The 15,818-nt window shown below is 47.9% G+C and carries 16 protein-coding genes; 9 read left to right on the forward strand and 7 right to left on the reverse strand.

All coding sequences use genetic code 11. The annotated features are described in order from the left end of the window. The first annotated feature begins 117 nt into the window (after window positions 1-117). The 4 genes from QUB35_RS02980 to QUB35_RS02995 all read left to right on the forward strand — a co-directional run bounded on the left by QUB35_RS02980 (window position 118) and on the right by QUB35_RS02995 (window position 4,272). Window positions 118-1,260 (forward strand): hybrid sensor histidine kinase/response regulator, encoded by a 1,143-nt coding sequence (locus QUB35_RS02980; protein ID WP_333139239.1) that lies wholly within the window; start codon window positions 118-120, stop codon window positions 1,258-1,260. Window positions 1,261-1,410: 150 nt separating this feature from the next. Beyond that, a complete protein-coding gene (locus QUB35_RS02985) occupies window positions 1,411-2,241 on the forward strand; it encodes a GUN4 domain-containing protein (RefSeq protein WP_333139241.1) in 831 nt (276 codons plus the stop codon). 729 nt (window positions 2,242-2,970) lie between these two features. Beyond that, window positions 2,971-3,561, forward strand: a complete 591-nt coding sequence (locus QUB35_RS02990) for a YdcF family protein (protein ID WP_333139243.1) — start codon at window positions 2,971-2,973, stop codon at window positions 3,559-3,561. Window positions 3,562-3,726: 165 nt separating this feature from the next. Further along, window positions 3,727-4,272, forward strand: a complete 546-nt coding sequence (locus tag QUB35_RS02995) for a GAF domain-containing protein (RefSeq protein WP_333139245.1) — start codon at window positions 3,727-3,729, stop codon at window positions 4,270-4,272. A gap of 266 nt (window positions 4,273-4,538) precedes the next feature. Here QUB35_RS02995 and QUB35_RS03000 read toward each other — a convergent pair whose 3' ends face one another. The 4 genes from QUB35_RS03000 to QUB35_RS03015 form a co-directional block, all read right to left on the reverse strand. Further along, window positions 4,539-5,072 carry a hypothetical protein gene (locus QUB35_RS03000; RefSeq protein ID WP_333139247.1) on the reverse strand — a complete coding sequence of 178 codons (534 nt, stop codon included), beginning with the start codon at window positions 5,070-5,072 and terminating at the stop codon, window positions 4,539-4,541. Between the two features lie 155 nt (window positions 5,073-5,227). Beyond that, the gene (locus tag QUB35_RS03005; protein ID WP_333139249.1) at window positions 5,228-5,866 is read right to left on the reverse strand and encodes a lysophospholipid acyltransferase family protein; all 639 of its coding nucleotides are present in this window, start codon (window positions 5,864-5,866) and stop codon (window positions 5,228-5,230) included. Window positions 5,867-6,108: 242 nt separating this feature from the next. Next, a complete protein-coding gene (locus QUB35_RS03010) occupies window positions 6,109-7,050 on the reverse strand; it encodes a phosphate ABC transporter substrate-binding protein (RefSeq protein ID WP_333139251.1) in 942 nt (313 codons plus the stop codon). A 10-nt stretch (window positions 7,051-7,060) separates the two neighbouring features. Next, window positions 7,061-7,774 (reverse strand): PspA/IM30 family protein, encoded by a 714-nt coding sequence (locus QUB35_RS03015; RefSeq protein WP_333139252.1) that lies wholly within the window; start codon window positions 7,772-7,774, stop codon window positions 7,061-7,063. 315 nt (window positions 7,775-8,089) lie between these two features. Here QUB35_RS03015 and QUB35_RS03020 point away from each other — a divergent pair, with 315 nt between their 5' ends. Together QUB35_RS03020 and QUB35_RS03025 are read left to right on the forward strand one after the other, a co-directional pair. Beyond that, the gene (locus QUB35_RS03020; protein WP_333139254.1) at window positions 8,090-8,722 is read left to right on the forward strand and encodes a helix-turn-helix domain-containing protein; all 633 of its coding nucleotides are present in this window, start codon (window positions 8,090-8,092) and stop codon (window positions 8,720-8,722) included. Beyond that, window positions 8,682-9,524 (forward strand): transposase, encoded by an 843-nt coding sequence (locus QUB35_RS03025; RefSeq protein WP_333139256.1) that lies wholly within the window; start codon window positions 8,682-8,684, stop codon window positions 9,522-9,524. The genes QUB35_RS03020 and QUB35_RS03025 overlap by 41 nt, the downstream gene beginning before the upstream one ends. Window positions 9,525-9,537: 13 nt before the next feature. Here the strand turns inward: QUB35_RS03025 and fabD are convergent, their stop codons facing one another. The 3 genes from fabD to plsX all read right to left on the reverse strand — a co-directional run bounded on the left by fabD (window position 9,538) and on the right by plsX (window position 13,137). Then, entirely contained in the window at window positions 9,538-10,419 is an 882-nt protein-coding gene (gene fabD / locus QUB35_RS03030; RefSeq protein WP_333139258.1) for an ACP S-malonyltransferase, read from the reverse strand. A gap of 503 nt (window positions 10,420-10,922) precedes the next feature. After that, window positions 10,923-11,924, reverse strand: coding sequence for a beta-ketoacyl-ACP synthase III (locus QUB35_RS03035; protein WP_333139260.1), 1,002 nt, complete (start codon window positions 11,922-11,924; stop codon window positions 10,923-10,925). Window positions 11,925-12,087: 163 nt separating this feature from the next. Next, complete coding sequence (plsX, locus tag QUB35_RS03040; protein ID WP_333139262.1) at window positions 12,088-13,137, reverse strand: phosphate acyltransferase PlsX; 1,050 nt, start codon at window positions 13,135-13,137, stop codon at window positions 12,088-12,090. 356 nt (window positions 13,138-13,493) lie between these two features. Here plsX and QUB35_RS03045 point away from each other — a divergent pair, with 356 nt between their 5' ends. The 3 genes from QUB35_RS03045 (at window position 13,494) to QUB35_RS03055 (ending at window position 15,654) form a co-directional block, all read left to right on the forward strand. Further along, the gene (locus QUB35_RS03045) at window positions 13,494-14,828 is read left to right on the forward strand and encodes a D-alanyl-D-alanine carboxypeptidase (RefSeq protein WP_333139264.1); all 1,335 of its coding nucleotides are present in this window, start codon (window positions 13,494-13,496) and stop codon (window positions 14,826-14,828) included. A gap of 81 nt (window positions 14,829-14,909) precedes the next feature. Then, on the forward strand, window positions 14,910-15,194 hold the full coding sequence (gene rpsP, locus QUB35_RS03050; protein ID WP_333085027.1) for a 30S ribosomal protein S16: 285 nt from the start codon (window positions 14,910-14,912) through the stop codon (window positions 15,192-15,194). Further along, window positions 15,166-15,654 carry a KH domain-containing protein gene (locus QUB35_RS03055; RefSeq protein WP_333085049.1) on the forward strand — a complete coding sequence of 163 codons (489 nt, stop codon included), beginning with the start codon at window positions 15,166-15,168 and terminating at the stop codon, window positions 15,652-15,654. Before rpsP ends, QUB35_RS03055 begins: the two co-directional genes overlap by 29 nt. Window positions 15,655-15,818: the final 164 nt, after the last annotated feature.

Here is a 15,818-nt window from a genome sequence, read left to right on the forward strand (position 1 = left end):
AAAGATTTGATAAACTTTTGATATATTCCTTATGACAGAGTTAAGAAGTGGAAAAATGTGAAAACATAAATCGGATGCCATATTAAAGTTAGTATTTATTTCCAGGCTAACAATTAAATGAGTTATTTATCTGTTCCGAATGCCACAAAAGCCGATCGGATTCTGGTGGTAGACGACGCACCAGATAATGTTTTGTTGGTTCAGACAATCCTAGAAGAAGAAGGTTACGAAATTAGCACCGCCGAAAACGGCTTTTCTGCCTTGAGTCAAATTGACAAGTCAGCCCCGGATTTGGTACTGCTAGACGTGATGATGCCGGGAATGGATGGTTACGAAGTGACTAAACGAATCCGAGAAAATAAGGAATTGCCCTTTATGCCGATTTTGCTGATCACTGCTCACGACAGTGCCAGCGTAGTGCAGGGATTGGACATGGGAGCAGACGATTTCATCCGCAAACCAGTCGAAATGGATGAACTGCTGGCGAGGGTTCGATCGCTCCTGCGGCTAAAACACAGCGTAGACGAGCGCAACTCGATCGCCATCCAGCGCGAAGATTTTGTCTCCCGGCTCGCTCACGACTTGCGGACGCCGCTGGTAGCAGCCGATCGAATGCTAAGTTTAATGCAGCAGGGAGCTTTGGGAGAAATTTCGCCTCAGATGCGCGACGCTTTCGGGACGATGGTTCGCAGCAACAAAAACCTGATCGCGCTGGTAAATATGCTGCTGGAAGTTTACCGCTACGAAGCAGGCCGCAAATCCCTAACTTTTGCTGCCGTGGACTTGCGCCAGCTTATTACTGAGGTAGCTGAAGAACTAGCTCCCCTAGCGGATGCTAAAGGTTTGTCGATAAATTTAGACTTGACAGAAAGTGCAGAAAGTGCACCGATTGCGAAGTATCCGGGCGATCGTCTGGAACTGCACCGCTTGATGACAAATTTAATCGGAAATGCGATTAAATTCACCGACAACGGCTCAATAGATGTCAGCTTAAAAGCTGCTAATTCACCTGCTTATACTAGCTTCAAAAACCAACCGCTGGCATGGGTAATCATAGAAATCAAAGACACCGGTGCCGGCATTTCGCCCGCAGCACAAACGAAGTTATTTGAAAGGTTTGGGCCGGGAACTCACTTGCGGTCTGCTACAGGTTTGGGACTACACCTCTGCCGCCAAATAGTCGAAGCTCACCGCGGCACGATCGACGTAAAATCAGAGTTGGGCAAAGGCAGTTTGTTTACTATTCGCTTGCCTTGTTAGACCGGTATAAATAACTCTAACTTTGGGGTGCGAAAAGCGCACATTACTACAGATAAACTGTAATTGTAGGGTGTTCCGTGCGTACCTAATCGAATTAGGGTTAATTTACCAGATGTCCTATAATTACTTGGCAACCGAATTGATGGCGATATGTCTAACTGTCCAGTGTGCGGTGCTGAATACATAGAAGAAAAAGCAGAGTTTTGCTCGATTTGCGGCTGGGATGTGACTCCCTACCCGCAACGTGCTAAGCCTTCCAAAACTTATTTAAAAAAAGAACAAGTTAGATTGCAGTGGGCAAAACAAATGTGGGAATTGGCCCGCACTCAACAAAATTGGTCAGCTAAATTTGATGAGTTGCATGGGGAATTGCAGCAAGGTGCGATCGCCCGCACGTACCTGCAATCTCAGTTAGAATGGGTTCTGTATCGCCTCGAACAACTAAACCCCGAATTGATTGTCAGCACTCTACTGCGGCTGGAAGACAAAATCGGCGCTATACCTGCGACAACTCCGGCTATCTCCGAAGTGGGGATGGACTACCGCCAACTGACAAAGCTATTAGAAACTGGAAAATGGCGCAAAGCTGATGAACACACTTGGGAAATCTTGCTGCAAATCGCTGTCAGGGAAGACGAAGGCTGGCTGAGTGCAGCCGATATTGACAGTTTTCCTCCTACAGACCTTCGCACGATCGACAAACTTTGGCAACAATACAGCAGCGGGCGGTTCGGGTTGAGCGTGCAGCAGGAGATTTGGGAAAGTACCGAGGCAAATTATACTGAATTTTGCGATCGCGTCGGCTGGCGAGTCAAGGAAAATTGGAAATATTACAGCGAGCTCTCCTTCAACGAAGATGCTCCCCTGGGACATCTCCCCGTCACCGCATGGAGACAGCGCGCCTGTTACGGTGCTGGTAAACTCACCGCAGCAGAAAACTTTGCCCGCATCGCTGCGAAACTCGCAACTGGCGATCGGTAATCATCAAAAAAAAATCAAAATCGACATTAACTGCTATAATCAAAACGGTTTAGCAACTGGGGCTGTGGCTCAGATGGATAGAGCAAGCGCCTCCTGAAGAATCGGGCACCCTGCGAGGAAACTCTAGGAGTGAATGTGGTCAAATTTGGTGAAACCTAAAGAGTTCGTGGGTTCCTATGACTCTAAGGCAATACCAAGCCAAGCCTGAGTTCAGGGCGATTAAACAATCGCCTATATTGAAATCAGGAAGGTTTAGAGACTAGACGGTCACCACCTAAAAGCTGCAAGCATATGGTGAAGGTATAGTCCAGAGAGTGGGGAAACTCACACAAATCTGAAGCGCTAGGCCGCCGGTTCGAACCCGGCCAGTCCCGTTAAAAACCAAGAAAAATTAACAGCAGGAGGGGTAAGCCTAAGTTTTGCCCCTCTTTTTTGCATATCCGCTAACGAATTCGCCCACAGACGAATACTTGGTTGAACACGAGGACTTACGCAGAACCTCTATAGAATCCATCGGAAATCTAAAATCTGAAATCTCAAATCTAAAATCACCTGTTTCAGCCCACCACAAGCGTAGAGTCAATCTAAAATCTAAAATCTAAAATCTAAAATCTATGATCCCCCGACCCTTTTTTAAATTTTAATTTTTAATTCCTGTTAGTGGGCTATACGTGCGGTATTTTTTGCTATGGTTCCTTTGTGAGTTACATAAAATTTTTATAGGTTTAGATGTGGTTAAGAATCAATTCAAACACGCGGCGTTACCAGCCTTTGAATACTTCACGCAGTTTTTGGTTCCTAGTAGGGCTTTTGATGGCGTGCTGGTTTGGCTATCAGCAGGTTAAGAGCGAATTTCAGAGACCCCAAGCTGTGTTAGTTCTAGGTGGGGCTACGGAGCGAGAGGTGTTTGCCGCCAAATTTGCTCTGGATCACCCTGAATTGCCGATTTGGGTGTCGTCTGGCAGCAATCCTGAGTTCGCGGAATGGGTGTTTTCAGAAGCGGGAATTGAGTCCGATCGCGTACACTTAGACTACAGAGCGGTGGATACAGTAACAAATTTTACTACCCTGGTAGATGAATTGAAAGCTAGAGGGATTGAGAGCGTGTATCTGATCACTTCAGACGATCATATGCGGCGAGCTCAGATTATCGGCGAAATCGTACTCGGCAGTCGAGGCATTAGTTTTAAGCCTGTGGCAGTTCCGTCTGGGCGAACCCCCGAACCAATGGAAAAAGCTGTTCGCGACGGCGCTAGGGCTATTCTTTGGCTGACAACCGGTTATACAGGTGCTAACTTCAGCCAAGCCAGAATGGAATAAACAAAGGAAAGCATTGAGCAAGTTTTAATTTTTTTCCATTCCCTCTGGTTTTAAAACTTGTCTCCTCTAGCGATTTAACGAACCGCGAAGACGCTGATGACAAATTCGTAAAAGAAGAGAAGGAGTAGTTTAAAATTAATAGATGAACTTCAAAAGCTAAAGTTAATGACTGAGCAAATTCTGCCGCAAGTTCTGGATAAAATTTTGAGTGACAGCAAAACGCCGGATGCTGTTTTTTCGGCTTTGGTGCCGGCTTTAGGCGAGGTGTTAAATTGCGATCGGGTCTTTCTCTACCTCCGCAATCCTGAAACGCAAAGAGGCAGAGTACCTTACTGCTGGCGTCGCAACTCGAACTTTCCAGAGATTGGGGACGCGGAATGGAAAAAAGAACCGGAATCTTTAGGGGAAGAAGACCCTTTGTTTGCAGCAGCTTTGCGAACTAAACCGTCGATTTTTGTTGAGGATGTTGAGACAGCAAATCCTGAAGTAGTCAACAAAAATTTTGAGGCAAAAGAGTTCGGACATCGAGCTTTGATTCATGCTCACCTTTGTGCTGACGGCTTATTGTGGGGGGTTTTGCAGCCTTGTATGTTCGATCGCCCCAGAGTTTGGACTGACTTCGATCGCCAAGTTATCGCAGCAGTTACAGAAAAAATTTCGCCTTTAGCTGTCGCTTATGTCACCGCCTCAGCATCAAAAGATGAGCGATAAAAATCAATAATTTACCTGTAGGGATCGGGTGGGCAATGAATGAATGTCAACTTAAGACTAAAACCCGGTCTCGATCGGGGTTTTAGCCGGATCTCAATCCCCTTTCCGGGGGAAGAAACACCGTTTCCGGTTCCCCCCTTTTTAAGTTAGGGGGGATCGATGCGCTAATTTTTACACAAAAGTCGGGTACTAAATTTGAGCTAATGGTTCTCACCAATGGTGAGGTGTGCATCGCCCTAGGGATAGACTTAGTGCACAATTCCTGTTTAAAAAACGCCCCAATTTTGGATGCCCCGACTGCTGAAAACCCCTTGAGCCCGACTAATATCATCCTCAGCGCCATCTACTACCACCAAATAATCGCCGGCCCGCAGGCGATCGGTGTAAATTCTCGCTGTTTCTTCGGGAATTCCCAAGTCAGTCAAGGCTTTCACCACTCCACCGAAATTCGCAGCCGCGACGCCAGTGCTTGCTACGGTAGCCACCAGTGAGGCGCCGAAAGTCCCCGCTGCAATCATCGGCCCGATTCCGGGAATAGCTAAACTTCCGAGACCCACTAGGAAGCTGGCTAAAGCACTATTTGTCAGAGTTTCTCCAACCACTGCTGATCCTGTGTCTAGATTTTTCTCGCCCACCTGAGTGCTAGTTTGAGTATCGCCTACAGACTCACCTGCATCCCTAGCAACAACCGAAACTTTATCCATTGGAAACCCGGAAGATTTCAATTCTGTCAGAGCTTGCTCGGCATCTTCGCGGTTAGAAAACAATCCCAACGCGCGGGTTTGATTGCTTGTTACCATATCTTTCTTCTTATCCCCTGTCAAATTAAACTCAAATTCAAGCCTAATTATTGCGCTTGTTTTTCAATCACTTATATTGATATTTTTCGATGTTTATCTTCAGCATTCATCTATCTGTAGATATAACCTGAAAAACCGCAACAAAAGTTATAAAATCAGCGACCCAAATCGTGCATCCCATTAATCTCGATCGCACATCTTTGAGTCAACGCTTGCAACTCCTCGCGATCCGAAGAACCGGGCGCTTCAATTAGCTTGCCAATTCGCACCGTCAGCGGCACCGGACGCGGCATTCCCGAACCTTTCGACGAAATCGCGTGAGTTCCCCACAAACTAACAGGCAACAGCGGCGCTTTTGCCTTAGCAGCTATCAGCGCCGCACCTAATTTCGGTTCAGTAATTCTGCCGTCTGGGGTGCGAGTTCCCTGCAAAAATACACCCGTCGCCCAGCCATTTTCCAAAGAGTTGATAGCCGATCGAATTGCACTGCGATCGGCACTTTCCCGCTTCACTGGATAAGCACCGTAAAGCGTAATTGCCTGCTTCAAAATAGGAACTTTAAATAACTCTTCCTTTGCCATAAATGCGACCGGCCGCCTCATGCAATTAGACAAAATCGGCGGGTCAAAATCGCTGGCGTGATTGCTGACTACCACCAGCGGCCCTTCTGTCGGAACATTTTCTGCACCATAGATGCGGCCCCGAAAGTATAGGTGCAGCATCGGGCTGACAATTGACCATTTGAATAAATAGTAGAGAAGTAAACTTTCGACGGGTTCGCGACTTTTGCTCACAGAAAAACCTTAAATTTTAAATTACATCGAATATTAGCCTATCAGATCGAGTCCGTTTGAGATTATTCGGCGGTTGAAACCGCTTCTTGTCAAACGAAGTCCGCCTGCGCGGACTGAAGAATATAGTCCGCGCAGGCGGACTTTGCTTGTGTAGCGCCAGAATTTATTCTGGCGGACTATTTGCTTGTGTAGCGCCAGAATTTATTCTGGTGAATTCCTGAATTTCAAAACTTTGCAAAGGCTCAATTTCCAGCCAGCATAGCTTTCTGTCCTTCGGAAGAAGTCGCGTAGCCCAAGAAATCCTTAACTGCTTGGCTAGGAGGGTTTTTGTAGGCGTAGTACAACTGCCGTTTGTAAGGATAGTTACCCGCATCCGGCGTCGCACCGTTAACGGGAACAACGCGCACCGTTCTCTGATTGGCTACTTGAGCGAAAGTCGCATAGCCAATGCCGTTGTTGCCTAAAGCTTGCAGCAGGGGAGTTGTAGCATCTCGATCGAGCGTGGTAATATTTGCCGTCGTACCAAACTTGCCACCTCCGAGCACTTGTTCTTTAAACGTTTGGTGAGTGCCACTAACTGCCGGTCTGTTAATTACTTTAATCTGGCCTGCCGGGCCGCCGACTTTCGACCAGTCTTGAACATTTCCCTTGAAGATATCTTGAACTTGAGCGGAGGTTAAACCTGCTTTGAAGGGGTTGTTAATGCCGACTACAGGGGCGATCGTATCTAGGGCAACGGGCACAGCAGCCAAACCCTGACCTTGTTCTTGAGCCGTCAAAGGTCGCGATACCGCTGCAATATCGGCTGTTCCCGCCGCCAAATCCTGAATTCCTTTTTCAGAACCGTTCGCTTTGGTATCGACTCTCGTGCCGGAAAATTTGCCTTGAAAGCCGTTCTTGAGGTTCTGATTGATTGTCACCCTGCTGGTGGAACCGTCGATTCTCACCGCCGTACCCGCAGGAACAGAAGCTGGAAGCGCAAAGGAACTAGCTGCAACAGGCGAAGCGCCGCCAACTACGGGTGCGACGGGAAGTGGGACGCCATCGCCTGCAGGTGTGGGAGTGGGGGGATTGTTACTAACATCTTGCGATGCTGGTTTGTTGAGAAAAAAGAACCAACCGCCACCGGCTAGCAAGAGAAATAACAGGATAAAAACTATGGGGGGAGGCCCGCTCTTAGCCATAAAATTGTCCTTAGCTGGGAAGTTCTTTGTTGTTGGAGTCGTCTAACATTTGTAGCCTGCGATTAACTTCATCGTCTAAGGTCATATTGTCTAATTCTGCCTGAAGTCTTTCTTGGGGATTCTCAGAGAGTTCTGCTAAAGCTTGCTGTTGGAGGTGGCGGCCGTGGACGGCGTTTTTGGCTTGCTCAAATTGCGATCGAGCTGAATCTATACTGAGGTCGTTGTTGACTTTGGATATGGCTCCGAGGGCTTCGTTAATCTCGGCCATATCTTTCATATTTTGCATATCGGTTTTGTAGGCTTCCAGCTTCATCCGTTCTCGATTTAGCTTGTCTTTGGAAGCGTTGACGTATTGTTCGGCTTGTTTTACTTGGGATTCTAATTGCGGCAGGATTTGTTCTGTCTGAATTACCTTCGCCATTGCCAAGCGGGCTGCTTCTTCGTTGCCGTTGCGCTGGGCTGTGATGGCTTGGCGCTCTACGGTTTGCATTTCCCTAACTTTTTCTTCATATTTAGTTTTGGCGCGCTGGTAGGCTGCAACTTGGGTGGAGACTGCTACTGCTAGCTTTTGCACTGATTCTTGCATCGATCGCAGTGACTCTTCGGCTACCGCCACCGACACCTGGCCGCCGGATTCCACGGGCAGTCCCCACATCCAGTTCCACGCACCTACTATGGTTCTGCCTGCCTTGTCGCCCATCAACCAGTAAAGGACTTTTTTCATATAAACATCCAGATAAGCTTGGTTTTTACGCCTAGTCTACATCAGGATTTGGCGATCGCCCCGTCAGGTCGATCGATTTCTCGATTTTTGATTAACTAACAGCCGGGAAGTCCCTCGGTATATTTAGAGGGGACGCATCTGAGCGCTGCGCGAAGTACCCCGAATAAATTACGCCCGCGTGATGGAAAGAAGCGTCGGATGTCGCGGACGGAAGCCGACAACTAGATTTTGCGAAAACCTTAACTTTTAAAATACGTTCTAAATATTGTAGTAGGAAAATGGTATATTAAAGTAGGTCGAAAAAAGAAGTTTTTTATGCAACTCACATATAAGTACCGCCTCAAGCCAACCAAGCCCCAACTAGCAACAATTGCTACTCATCTAGAACTCTGTCGTAGGCAGTACAACTACCGTCTGGGCGAAAGATTTAGGTGGTGGGAGTCCACGAGAACACCTATCAACGCCTGTCCTTTAATTGTTTCTATAGTCCCGATTGAGGAAATTTATCAAGATATCCCCTTAACTAGGGTGCAAACTAGGGACGGCAGAAAAAAGGATGAGTCAGGCAATCCTTTGACCAGGAAAGGTGACGTTTTCTCGAACATTGAAGGCGGATATGTACAGTGGCAAACCATACAATTGGCTGACCTAAAAAACACAAAAAAGCTATTTCCTGATTACAAAGTGTTAGATTCTCAGGTTTTGCAAGATGTCGTCAACAGAGTGGAAACTTCTTTCTCAAACTTTACCACGCCCGACAAAAATGGCAATCGTAGAGGTAAGCCCAGATTCAAAGGGCTTCATTACTACAAATCTTTCACTTATCCTCAACTAGACAATCTTGATATTGTTAAGGACGAGCCAGATAGAATTTGTATTAGCCTCGCAAAAATAGGTAAGCGTGCCTATGGTTTTCCATCGTCCAATACCAACAGGATTCAAGGTTAAGACGGGTACAGTTATCCCAGAAGCGGATGGGTGGTATATTTCCTTGACGCTAGAAGATAAAACAGTTCCCGTAACGGTTGCAGAAATTCAGCCGACGGTCGAAAATACTATTGGTATCGATCTGGGGATCACTAATTACGCTGATCTTTCTAATGGTGAAAGAGTTGAGAATCCTAGATTCTTGAGGAAGTCGACCCAGAAATTAGCAAGGCTTCAAGCGAAGTTAGCTAATAGAGTTAAAGGTTCCAAGCCTTGGAAAATCATCAAGGACAAGATTTCCCAACTCCATCAGTTCGTAGCTAGAGCTAGATTAGATTTTCAGTTTAAAACTGCACATGAGCTATTCGGTAAATGTGATGTTTTAGTTGTTGAAGATTTGAGTGTCAAAAATTTAACTAGACGTGCCCAGCCCAAGACTGATGTTGAAAATGGTAATTTGGTTTATTTGCCGAACGGTCAGTCAGCTAAAAGTGGCTTGAATAAATCCATGCTTGATGCGGCTCATGGGCAATTCGCCAGCGTCCTAAAATATGTCGCCTGGAAATTGGGTAAAAGCATTTTGTTTGTCTCTCCAAGAGGAACTTCTCAACATTGCTGGAATTGCCTCAACAAAGTACCGAAAGAATTATCGGAGCGGTGGCATTCTTGTCAATGCGGAGAATTTTTGGATCGAGATAAAAACTCAGCTAAGCTTATAAAGAGAATTGGTCTAAGTTACGAAAGTGGCGGGGGAACTCCGTCACTCAAAAAAGCCTTTGAAAAAAAGGAAAAAGAAGCCTGCGGTCTAACGGTAATCCGTTGACCGTCAGGTTCGTTCACGCGGGCAAATCTGCAAAACTGCTAACATTTACCAGCGCTAAATCGGGACAAGTCCGTTTGATCAAACCTGTGAGAACTTTGCCGGGGCCAATTTCCACTACGCGATCGATTCCTTGTTGCGGCAATTGCAGGGAAATTTCTCGCCAACGCACGCCTTTGGTCATCTGCTGAGTCAACCGCTGCTTTAAAGTGGCTGCGCTGGTAGTGGCTGACGGTTCTGCGTTCGAGAGAACCAGCATTTTAGCATCGGAAAACCTTGCAGACTTTAAGGCTACTTGAAACTCTGCAGCCACTGATGCCATCAGCGGAGAGTGAAAGGCACCGGAAACATTCAATTTAACAGCGCGTTTGACTTTGATTTTGGCAAGCAAATCTTCTACTGCAGCGGGCGTTCCAGAAATCACGACTTGTGCTTCGCTGTTGTCGTTTGCCAGCACCACGTCTCGGCTGTATTGAATTTGCAATTCTAGTTCCTGCCTGTCGAACCCGATCAAAGCCACCATTTGCCCGCCGGAAGCAGTGTCCATAAGTTCGGCGCGGCGTTTGACTAAGCGCAATCCGGTTTCAAAGTCAAAGACGCCTGCTGCGTAGAGGGCAACGTATTCTCCTAAACTGTGACCGGCAACTACCGCTGGTCGATCGCTTTTCTCTCGCACTAAGTCGGCCAAAATACTTTCTACTACGAACAAGCAAGGCTGAGTGTAGAGAGTCCGAGATAGTTTTGCTTCTTCTTTTTGGCAAACTTCCGGGACAGACCAGCCTAAAATTTCTTTAGCGAGCTCAAATTTGGCTTTGGCTGTTGGCAAGTTTAATAAGTCTGCACCCATCCCGATCGCCTGGGAACCTTGTCCGGGAAATACCCATGCTGTTTTAGTCATTTTTCCGGTAATCTGCTAATTGGTGGTTGCTAATTGGTGATTGCAAAAATTCTTTCTTTCCCGCTTCTAAGTTCGCTCGCTGGTATCCGCTATCTTTCGGTTAACGAACTATCTACTCGCGACTCATAATTATAACATCTAACTGCGATTTTTACCAGGTTTATTTTTTTTTGCTACTTTAATCTGATTAATAGGGGTAGCACAATTTTCAAGCTTCAAGCCGGGGAAAGTCGATCGAAGAATAGAGGATTTTCAATCTCAGGGCGGACTTGTCAAGAACTCCTGTCCCGAGGGAGTACGGCTGCGCCCCTTGCCCTATGTATGGCTTGTTAAAGGATTTGTATTATGCAGCGGTCGCACTCCCCACAATCATTAGCCAAAGTTTAAAGCCACAAAACATTATACCAGTTCCCAAAAATAATGAAACTGCTTTAGCAGCTCCAAACCCATAGTTCCTCAGTAATTCCCAATCGAAAATCGAAAATCGAAAATCGAAAATGGTATTACCTTCCCCATTGAAAAATCGCAGCCCCCCAAGTCAAACCAGCACCGAAACCAGCAGCAGCAATAGTATCGCCCGCTTTAACTTTACCCAGACGCACGGCTTCGTCTAAGGCAAGGGGAATTGAAGCCGCTGAGGTATTGCCGTAATTCGCCAAATTGCTGATTACTTTTTCGGGGGGAATCTTTAGCCTTTGGGCAACTGCATCGAGAATCCGCTGATTGGCTTGGTGCAACAACAGCCAGTCTATTTCAGCAGCGCTAATATTTGCCCGAAACATAGCTTTTTCTATGACTTCCGGCACTTTTCTCACGGCAAAGCGATAGATTTCTTGACCGTTCATTGTGATGGGATGAAATCCGCCAACTCCGACGCTGACGCCCTCAATTAATTCTTTTGACTCGGCTTTGTAAGCCAAATTGAGAGACGAATTTTGCGTGCCGTCGCTGCGAATTTCAAATCCCAAAAAGGAATCGACTTCTGAAGCTTGCAATACCACCGCACCTGCACCGTCTCCAAATAGAATGCAAGTACCCCGATCCGACCAATTCACCCAGCGAGACAAAATATCTGCTCCGATTAGCAAAACATTTTGATACACCCCTGTCCGAATGAACTGCGAGGCTGTCACTAAACCAAAAATAAAGCCCGAACAAGCTGCTGTCAAATCAAAAGCCACAGCTTTTGTTGCGCCCAACTGATATTGAATTTTACTGGCAGTGCCAAACAAATCGTCAGGACTTGAGGTCGCCAAAATAATTAAATCGATATCTGTCGGCGAAATTTCTGCCATTGCGATCGCCTGAAGCGATGCCTCGGACGCTAAATCGCACAAAGAAGTGCGGGCGTCCGCCAGCCTGCGGGAGCGAATACCCGTCCGCGCCCCAATCCACTCGTCAGAAGTTTCTACAATCTGACTCAAACCGTTATTATCCAGCGAAACCTGCGGTGTACAAGAACCGCTACCTGTGACGGCAATGCCGTACCCTGATTGCTGCAACATTCCTCTCCATTTATGAGCGATCGAGCGAGAAATTAAAAATTAAAAACTACCAATTAAAATTATTTTTTAAACTGCTGAAATTACTTTTTTTTAAGCAAAACAGTTGGTTTAAGCTGACATTTTTAATTTTACATTTTTAATTTTTAATTCCTACTTACTGCCTCTAATTCACAGCTTCTTGTTCCAGAGCGCTTTGGTTGTTGGACGATCGAATTCGCTCCAGCACTTGGTTGTCAATAGCCTCCTTCGCCAAACGAATGGCATTGAAAATCGAGCCAGCTTGAGACGAACCGTGGCTGATAATGCAAACTCCAGCAACGCCCAATAGCAAACCGCCGCCGTGTTCAACGTGGTCTACCCGCTGCTTAAATCCTTGCAAGCTTTTTTGCAGCATAGGGTCGTTAATTTGATGTTGGAGTCCTTTGACCAACTCTTCCTTAAGCACCTGGACTACGACTTCGCCCACTGCTTCCGCAAACTTCAACAACACGTTGCCGACAAACCCGTCGCAGACAATCACGTCGAATTTCCCCGACAGCACGTCGCGGCCTTCGGCATTGCCCACAAAAGGAATGTTCGGGTTGTCCACCAATAACTGGTGGGTTCGCACGGCTGCGTCGTTGCCTTTAGAAGGTTCTTCGCCAATGTTGAGCAGGCCGATTTTAGGTTCGGTGACGCCCAGCACGCACTGGCTGTAAATAGTTCCCATAAGAGCGAACTGCTCCAAAAATTTGGGGCGGCAGTCCACATTAGCGCCGACATCGAGAATGAGTACAGCGCTGCCCGGTATCATTGTCGGCAAAACCGCACCGATCGCAGGGCGATCGATTCCGGGGAGCCGGCCCAACCTGAGCAGGGCAGCAGCCATTGCCGCGCCGGAGTGACCGGCTGACACCACAGCATCAGCTTGCTGCTGCTTTACCAAGTTCATCGCTACGTTAATCGAAGCGTTGGGCTTGCGTTTGAGGGCACTCAAAGGTTCTTCGTGCATTTCGATCGCTCCTTCAGAAGGAACGATTTCTAGCTGACCTGTAGAGACGCGGCCGATCGCGTCTTGTTGCCGGAGCGAGTCTTCTATTTGCTGTGGGTCGCCCACAAGCAAAATCTCTACGCCTAATTCTTCTTGTGCCTTAAGCGCTCCAGCTACAACTTCGGCGGGGGCATGATCCCCACCCATAGCGTCTATTGCAATTCTTGCGCGTGTCGATCCCATTGACCAATGTTTGAGAAACACTAAAAATTCTACCAGGAAGTCAGGAGCGTGAATCCACAAGTCTGAATAAAGAATTACAATTGGCGATCGCCCGATCGGACAATTCTTATTTCCGGCTACTCTGATAGAACTTGTTTTGTCACTACTTTACTATTTTTGACGGCATATTGAAAAAATCAATGAAATAGTTTACATGGCCGCAAGCACTTTAGTCCGGGAACGCCGGATTCATCCGTGGAGCGAGAAAAAAGCTCCCCATCCTCATCACTTGCCCCTGGATTTATCAGTGGGAGCGCTTTCTTCAATCTGAAATCTAAAATCTAAAATCTAAAATCGATTGACTTTAGGAGTAAAAAATGCTGGATTTATTTAGCTCAGGGATGATGTCTCTGTGGCTGGACATGGCTGGGGTAGGCAGTGCCGCGCCTAATGCTGCGTCCGTGCTGGCTTGGCGGGGAGGGATACCTGGGTTAGTGGTGGCCCAAGATTTGGCTTTTGGGGGAATAAATGCGGCAAATCCAGACTTGCCCGCAGAAGCGACGGTACGGGAATATTTAAAAGAGTTGAAAGACAAAAACCTGATTGATGGAAATCAGGGAATTTGGGTGCAAGCGGGAATGGTGCCGCTGGTAAGTCAGCAGGGGAAGACGCTGATGCCTGGGGCTTCGCTGACTAAGATTGCGACTTCTCTGGCGTCGCTGGAGACTTGGGGCCCGGATTATCAATTTGAAACGCGGTTCCGAGCAACGGGGCCGATTAGCAATGGGGTATTGCAAGGAGATTTGGTGGTCAGCGGCGGGGGCGATCCGCTGTTTGTGTGGGAGGAGGCGATCGCCGTGGGCAATGCTCTCAATCAAATGGGTATCGAGCGCGTGGCGGGCAATTTGGTGGTGACAGGCAATTTCCGCATGAATTATCAGTCCGATCCTTTGGTGGCGGGGGAGATACTGCGGCAAGCTCTTGAGGGTAGCAATTGGCCTGCGGACGTGGTGGCAATGTATTCTAAGATGGCTCCAGGAACTAGAAAGCCGCAAGTAACGGTGGCCGGCAGCGTCATTGCTGAGAAATTTGTGACTTCGGGGCGTTTGCTGCTGAAGCGCCGATCGCTTCCTTTAGCCGAAATTCTCAAGCAGATGAACGTCCACAGCGATAATGAAATAGCTCAGATGCTGGCCGACGATTTGGGCGGGGCAAAAATAGTGCAGCAGCAAGCGACTTGGGCTGCGGGGGTGCCGGAGGAGGAACTTCAATTAGTTAACGGTTCGGGACTGGGAGTGGAAAATCAGATGTCTCCGAGGGCGGCTTGCGGGATGATGCAGGCGATCGGGCGCAACCTTCAGACGACTGGGCTGACAGTTGCTGACTTGTTTCCGGTGTCCGGGCGCGATAAAGGAACTTTGGAATACCGACACATTCCGCGATCGGCTGTGGTGAAAACTGGTACTTTGGACACGGTGATTGCTTTGGCTGGAGCTATACCCACGCGCGATCGGGGTTTAGTTTGGTTTGCAATTATTAATCGCGGCACCGATTGGGACTCTTTGAGAGCGCAGCAAGATATATTTTTGCAAAAATTGGTGCAGCAATGGGGAACTGCATCGATTTTACCAGTAGCAATTACACCGCACATTGACGGCGCCAGACCTGCCTTGGGGGCAGCAAATCGTAGCGATATTTTGGTCGGAGGTTAAGAAATAGGGGTTGAGTTGGGGTTCGAGGAAGGAGCACTGACAAAATAGCTTAGAATTGGAACAAGACTATTGTGCAAGAAGATGATCAAACTGCGATTGAAGAGATACGGGAAAAAACGCGAGACCAGCTACCGGATTGTAGCGATGAACAGTTCTACTCGCCGCGACGGCCGTCCCCTAGAAGAGCTCGGCTATTACAACCCCAGAAATAACGAAACCAGGCTGGATGTTCCAGCGATTGTCAAGCGCCTGCAAGACGGCGCTCAGCCAACTGACACCGTGCGTGACATCCTGAGAAAAGCCCATGTATTTGAACAAGTCGGAGCCGGAGCTAACGTTGAATCCAGCACAGCAACAGTCAGCTAGTCCCAACTATGCTGGACTGGTTAAGTTTTTAATTGGGCCTTTTTTAGAGACCCCCGGCTCTTTGCGGGTTGATTGCGAACTGCACCCGCGCCAATCGCGGGTCTGGGTTAGGCTTGCTTTTGAAGATCCGGACAAAGGCCGGGTTTACGGTAGGGGTGGACGCAATATTCAGGCAATTAGGACTACGCTCGAAGCGGTGGCGCAGACGGCGGGTCAGTCCCTCTACTTAGATATATACGATGGTGAAGCGGGCGATCGTGGATCTGGCCCGCCCAGGGGCGATCGCGATCGCCCGGATCGCGACCGCCCAGATCGTGGCTCGCGGGAGCCGCGAGGCGACTTCCGACCCCGGACGCCACCTCCGTCGCCGAGTCCCTTGGCTAGCAGAACTCCGAGAGAACAACCTCGCCGTACTAACACACCTACGTTTAGAACGAGCAGAAATACTCCCGGTTATTAACCAGGGCTGTTTCATTCTCGGTAGGGGCCGTGCCCCCGTGCCGGCCCTCTTGGTCTGATCTGCTGATCGAATCCTCTAGGTCGGGGGTAGGCACGGGGAGTAGGGGTAGCACTACAAGAGTCAAAATTCATGTTTTTGGTGAGAATGAAACAGCCCTGCGGTTA

The organism is Microcoleus sp. B13-B6, from assembly GCF_036705405.1.
Lineage (GTDB): Bacteria > Cyanobacteriota > Cyanobacteriia > Cyanobacteriales > Microcoleaceae > Microcoleus.

What these genes read in the sequence shown, in the direction of transcription:
- QUB35_RS02990 (WP_333139243.1), top strand. Translation starts at nt 2,971, where the DNA reads ATGTGGTTAAGAATCAATTCAAACACGCGGCGTTACCAGCCTTTGAAT.
- QUB35_RS02995 (WP_333139245.1), top strand. Translation starts at nt 3,727, where the DNA reads ATGACTGAGCAAATTCTGCCGCAAGTTCTGGATAAAATTTTGAGTGAC.
- plsX (WP_333139262.1), bottom strand. Translation starts at nt 13,137, where the DNA reads ATGGGATCGACACGCGCAAGAATTGCAATAGACGCTATGGGTGGGGAT.
- QUB35_RS03020 (WP_333139254.1), top strand. Translation starts at nt 8,090, where the DNA reads ATGCAACTCACATATAAGTACCGCCTCAAGCCAACCAAGCCCCAACTA.
- QUB35_RS03000 (WP_333139247.1), bottom strand. Translation starts at nt 5,072, where the DNA reads ATGGTAACAAGCAATCAAACCCGCGCGTTGGGATTGTTTTCTAACCGC.
- QUB35_RS03045 (WP_333139264.1), top strand. Translation starts at nt 13,494, where the DNA reads ATGCTGGATTTATTTAGCTCAGGGATGATGTCTCTGTGGCTGGACATG.
- QUB35_RS02985 (WP_333139241.1), top strand. Translation starts at nt 1,411, where the DNA reads ATGTCTAACTGTCCAGTGTGCGGTGCTGAATACATAGAAGAAAAAGCA.
- QUB35_RS03035 (WP_333139260.1), bottom strand. Translation starts at nt 11,924, where the DNA reads ATGTTGCAGCAATCAGGGTACGGCATTGCCGTCACAGGTAGCGGTTCT.
- QUB35_RS03010 (WP_333139251.1), bottom strand. Translation starts at nt 7,050, where the DNA reads ATGGCTAAGAGCGGGCCTCCCCCCATAGTTTTTATCCTGTTATTTCTC.
- QUB35_RS02980 (WP_333139239.1), top strand. Translation starts at nt 118, where the DNA reads ATGAGTTATTTATCTGTTCCGAATGCCACAAAAGCCGATCGGATTCTG.
- QUB35_RS03025 (WP_333139256.1), top strand. Translation starts at nt 8,682, where the DNA reads ATGGTTTTCCATCGTCCAATACCAACAGGATTCAAGGTTAAGACGGGT.
- QUB35_RS03015 (WP_333139252.1), bottom strand. Translation starts at nt 7,774, where the DNA reads ATGAAAAAAGTCCTTTACTGGTTGATGGGCGACAAGGCAGGCAGAACC.
- rpsP (WP_333085027.1), top strand. Translation starts at nt 14,910, where the DNA reads ATGATCAAACTGCGATTGAAGAGATACGGGAAAAAACGCGAGACCAGC.
- fabD (WP_333139258.1), bottom strand. Translation starts at nt 10,419, where the DNA reads ATGACTAAAACAGCATGGGTATTTCCCGGACAAGGTTCCCAGGCGATC.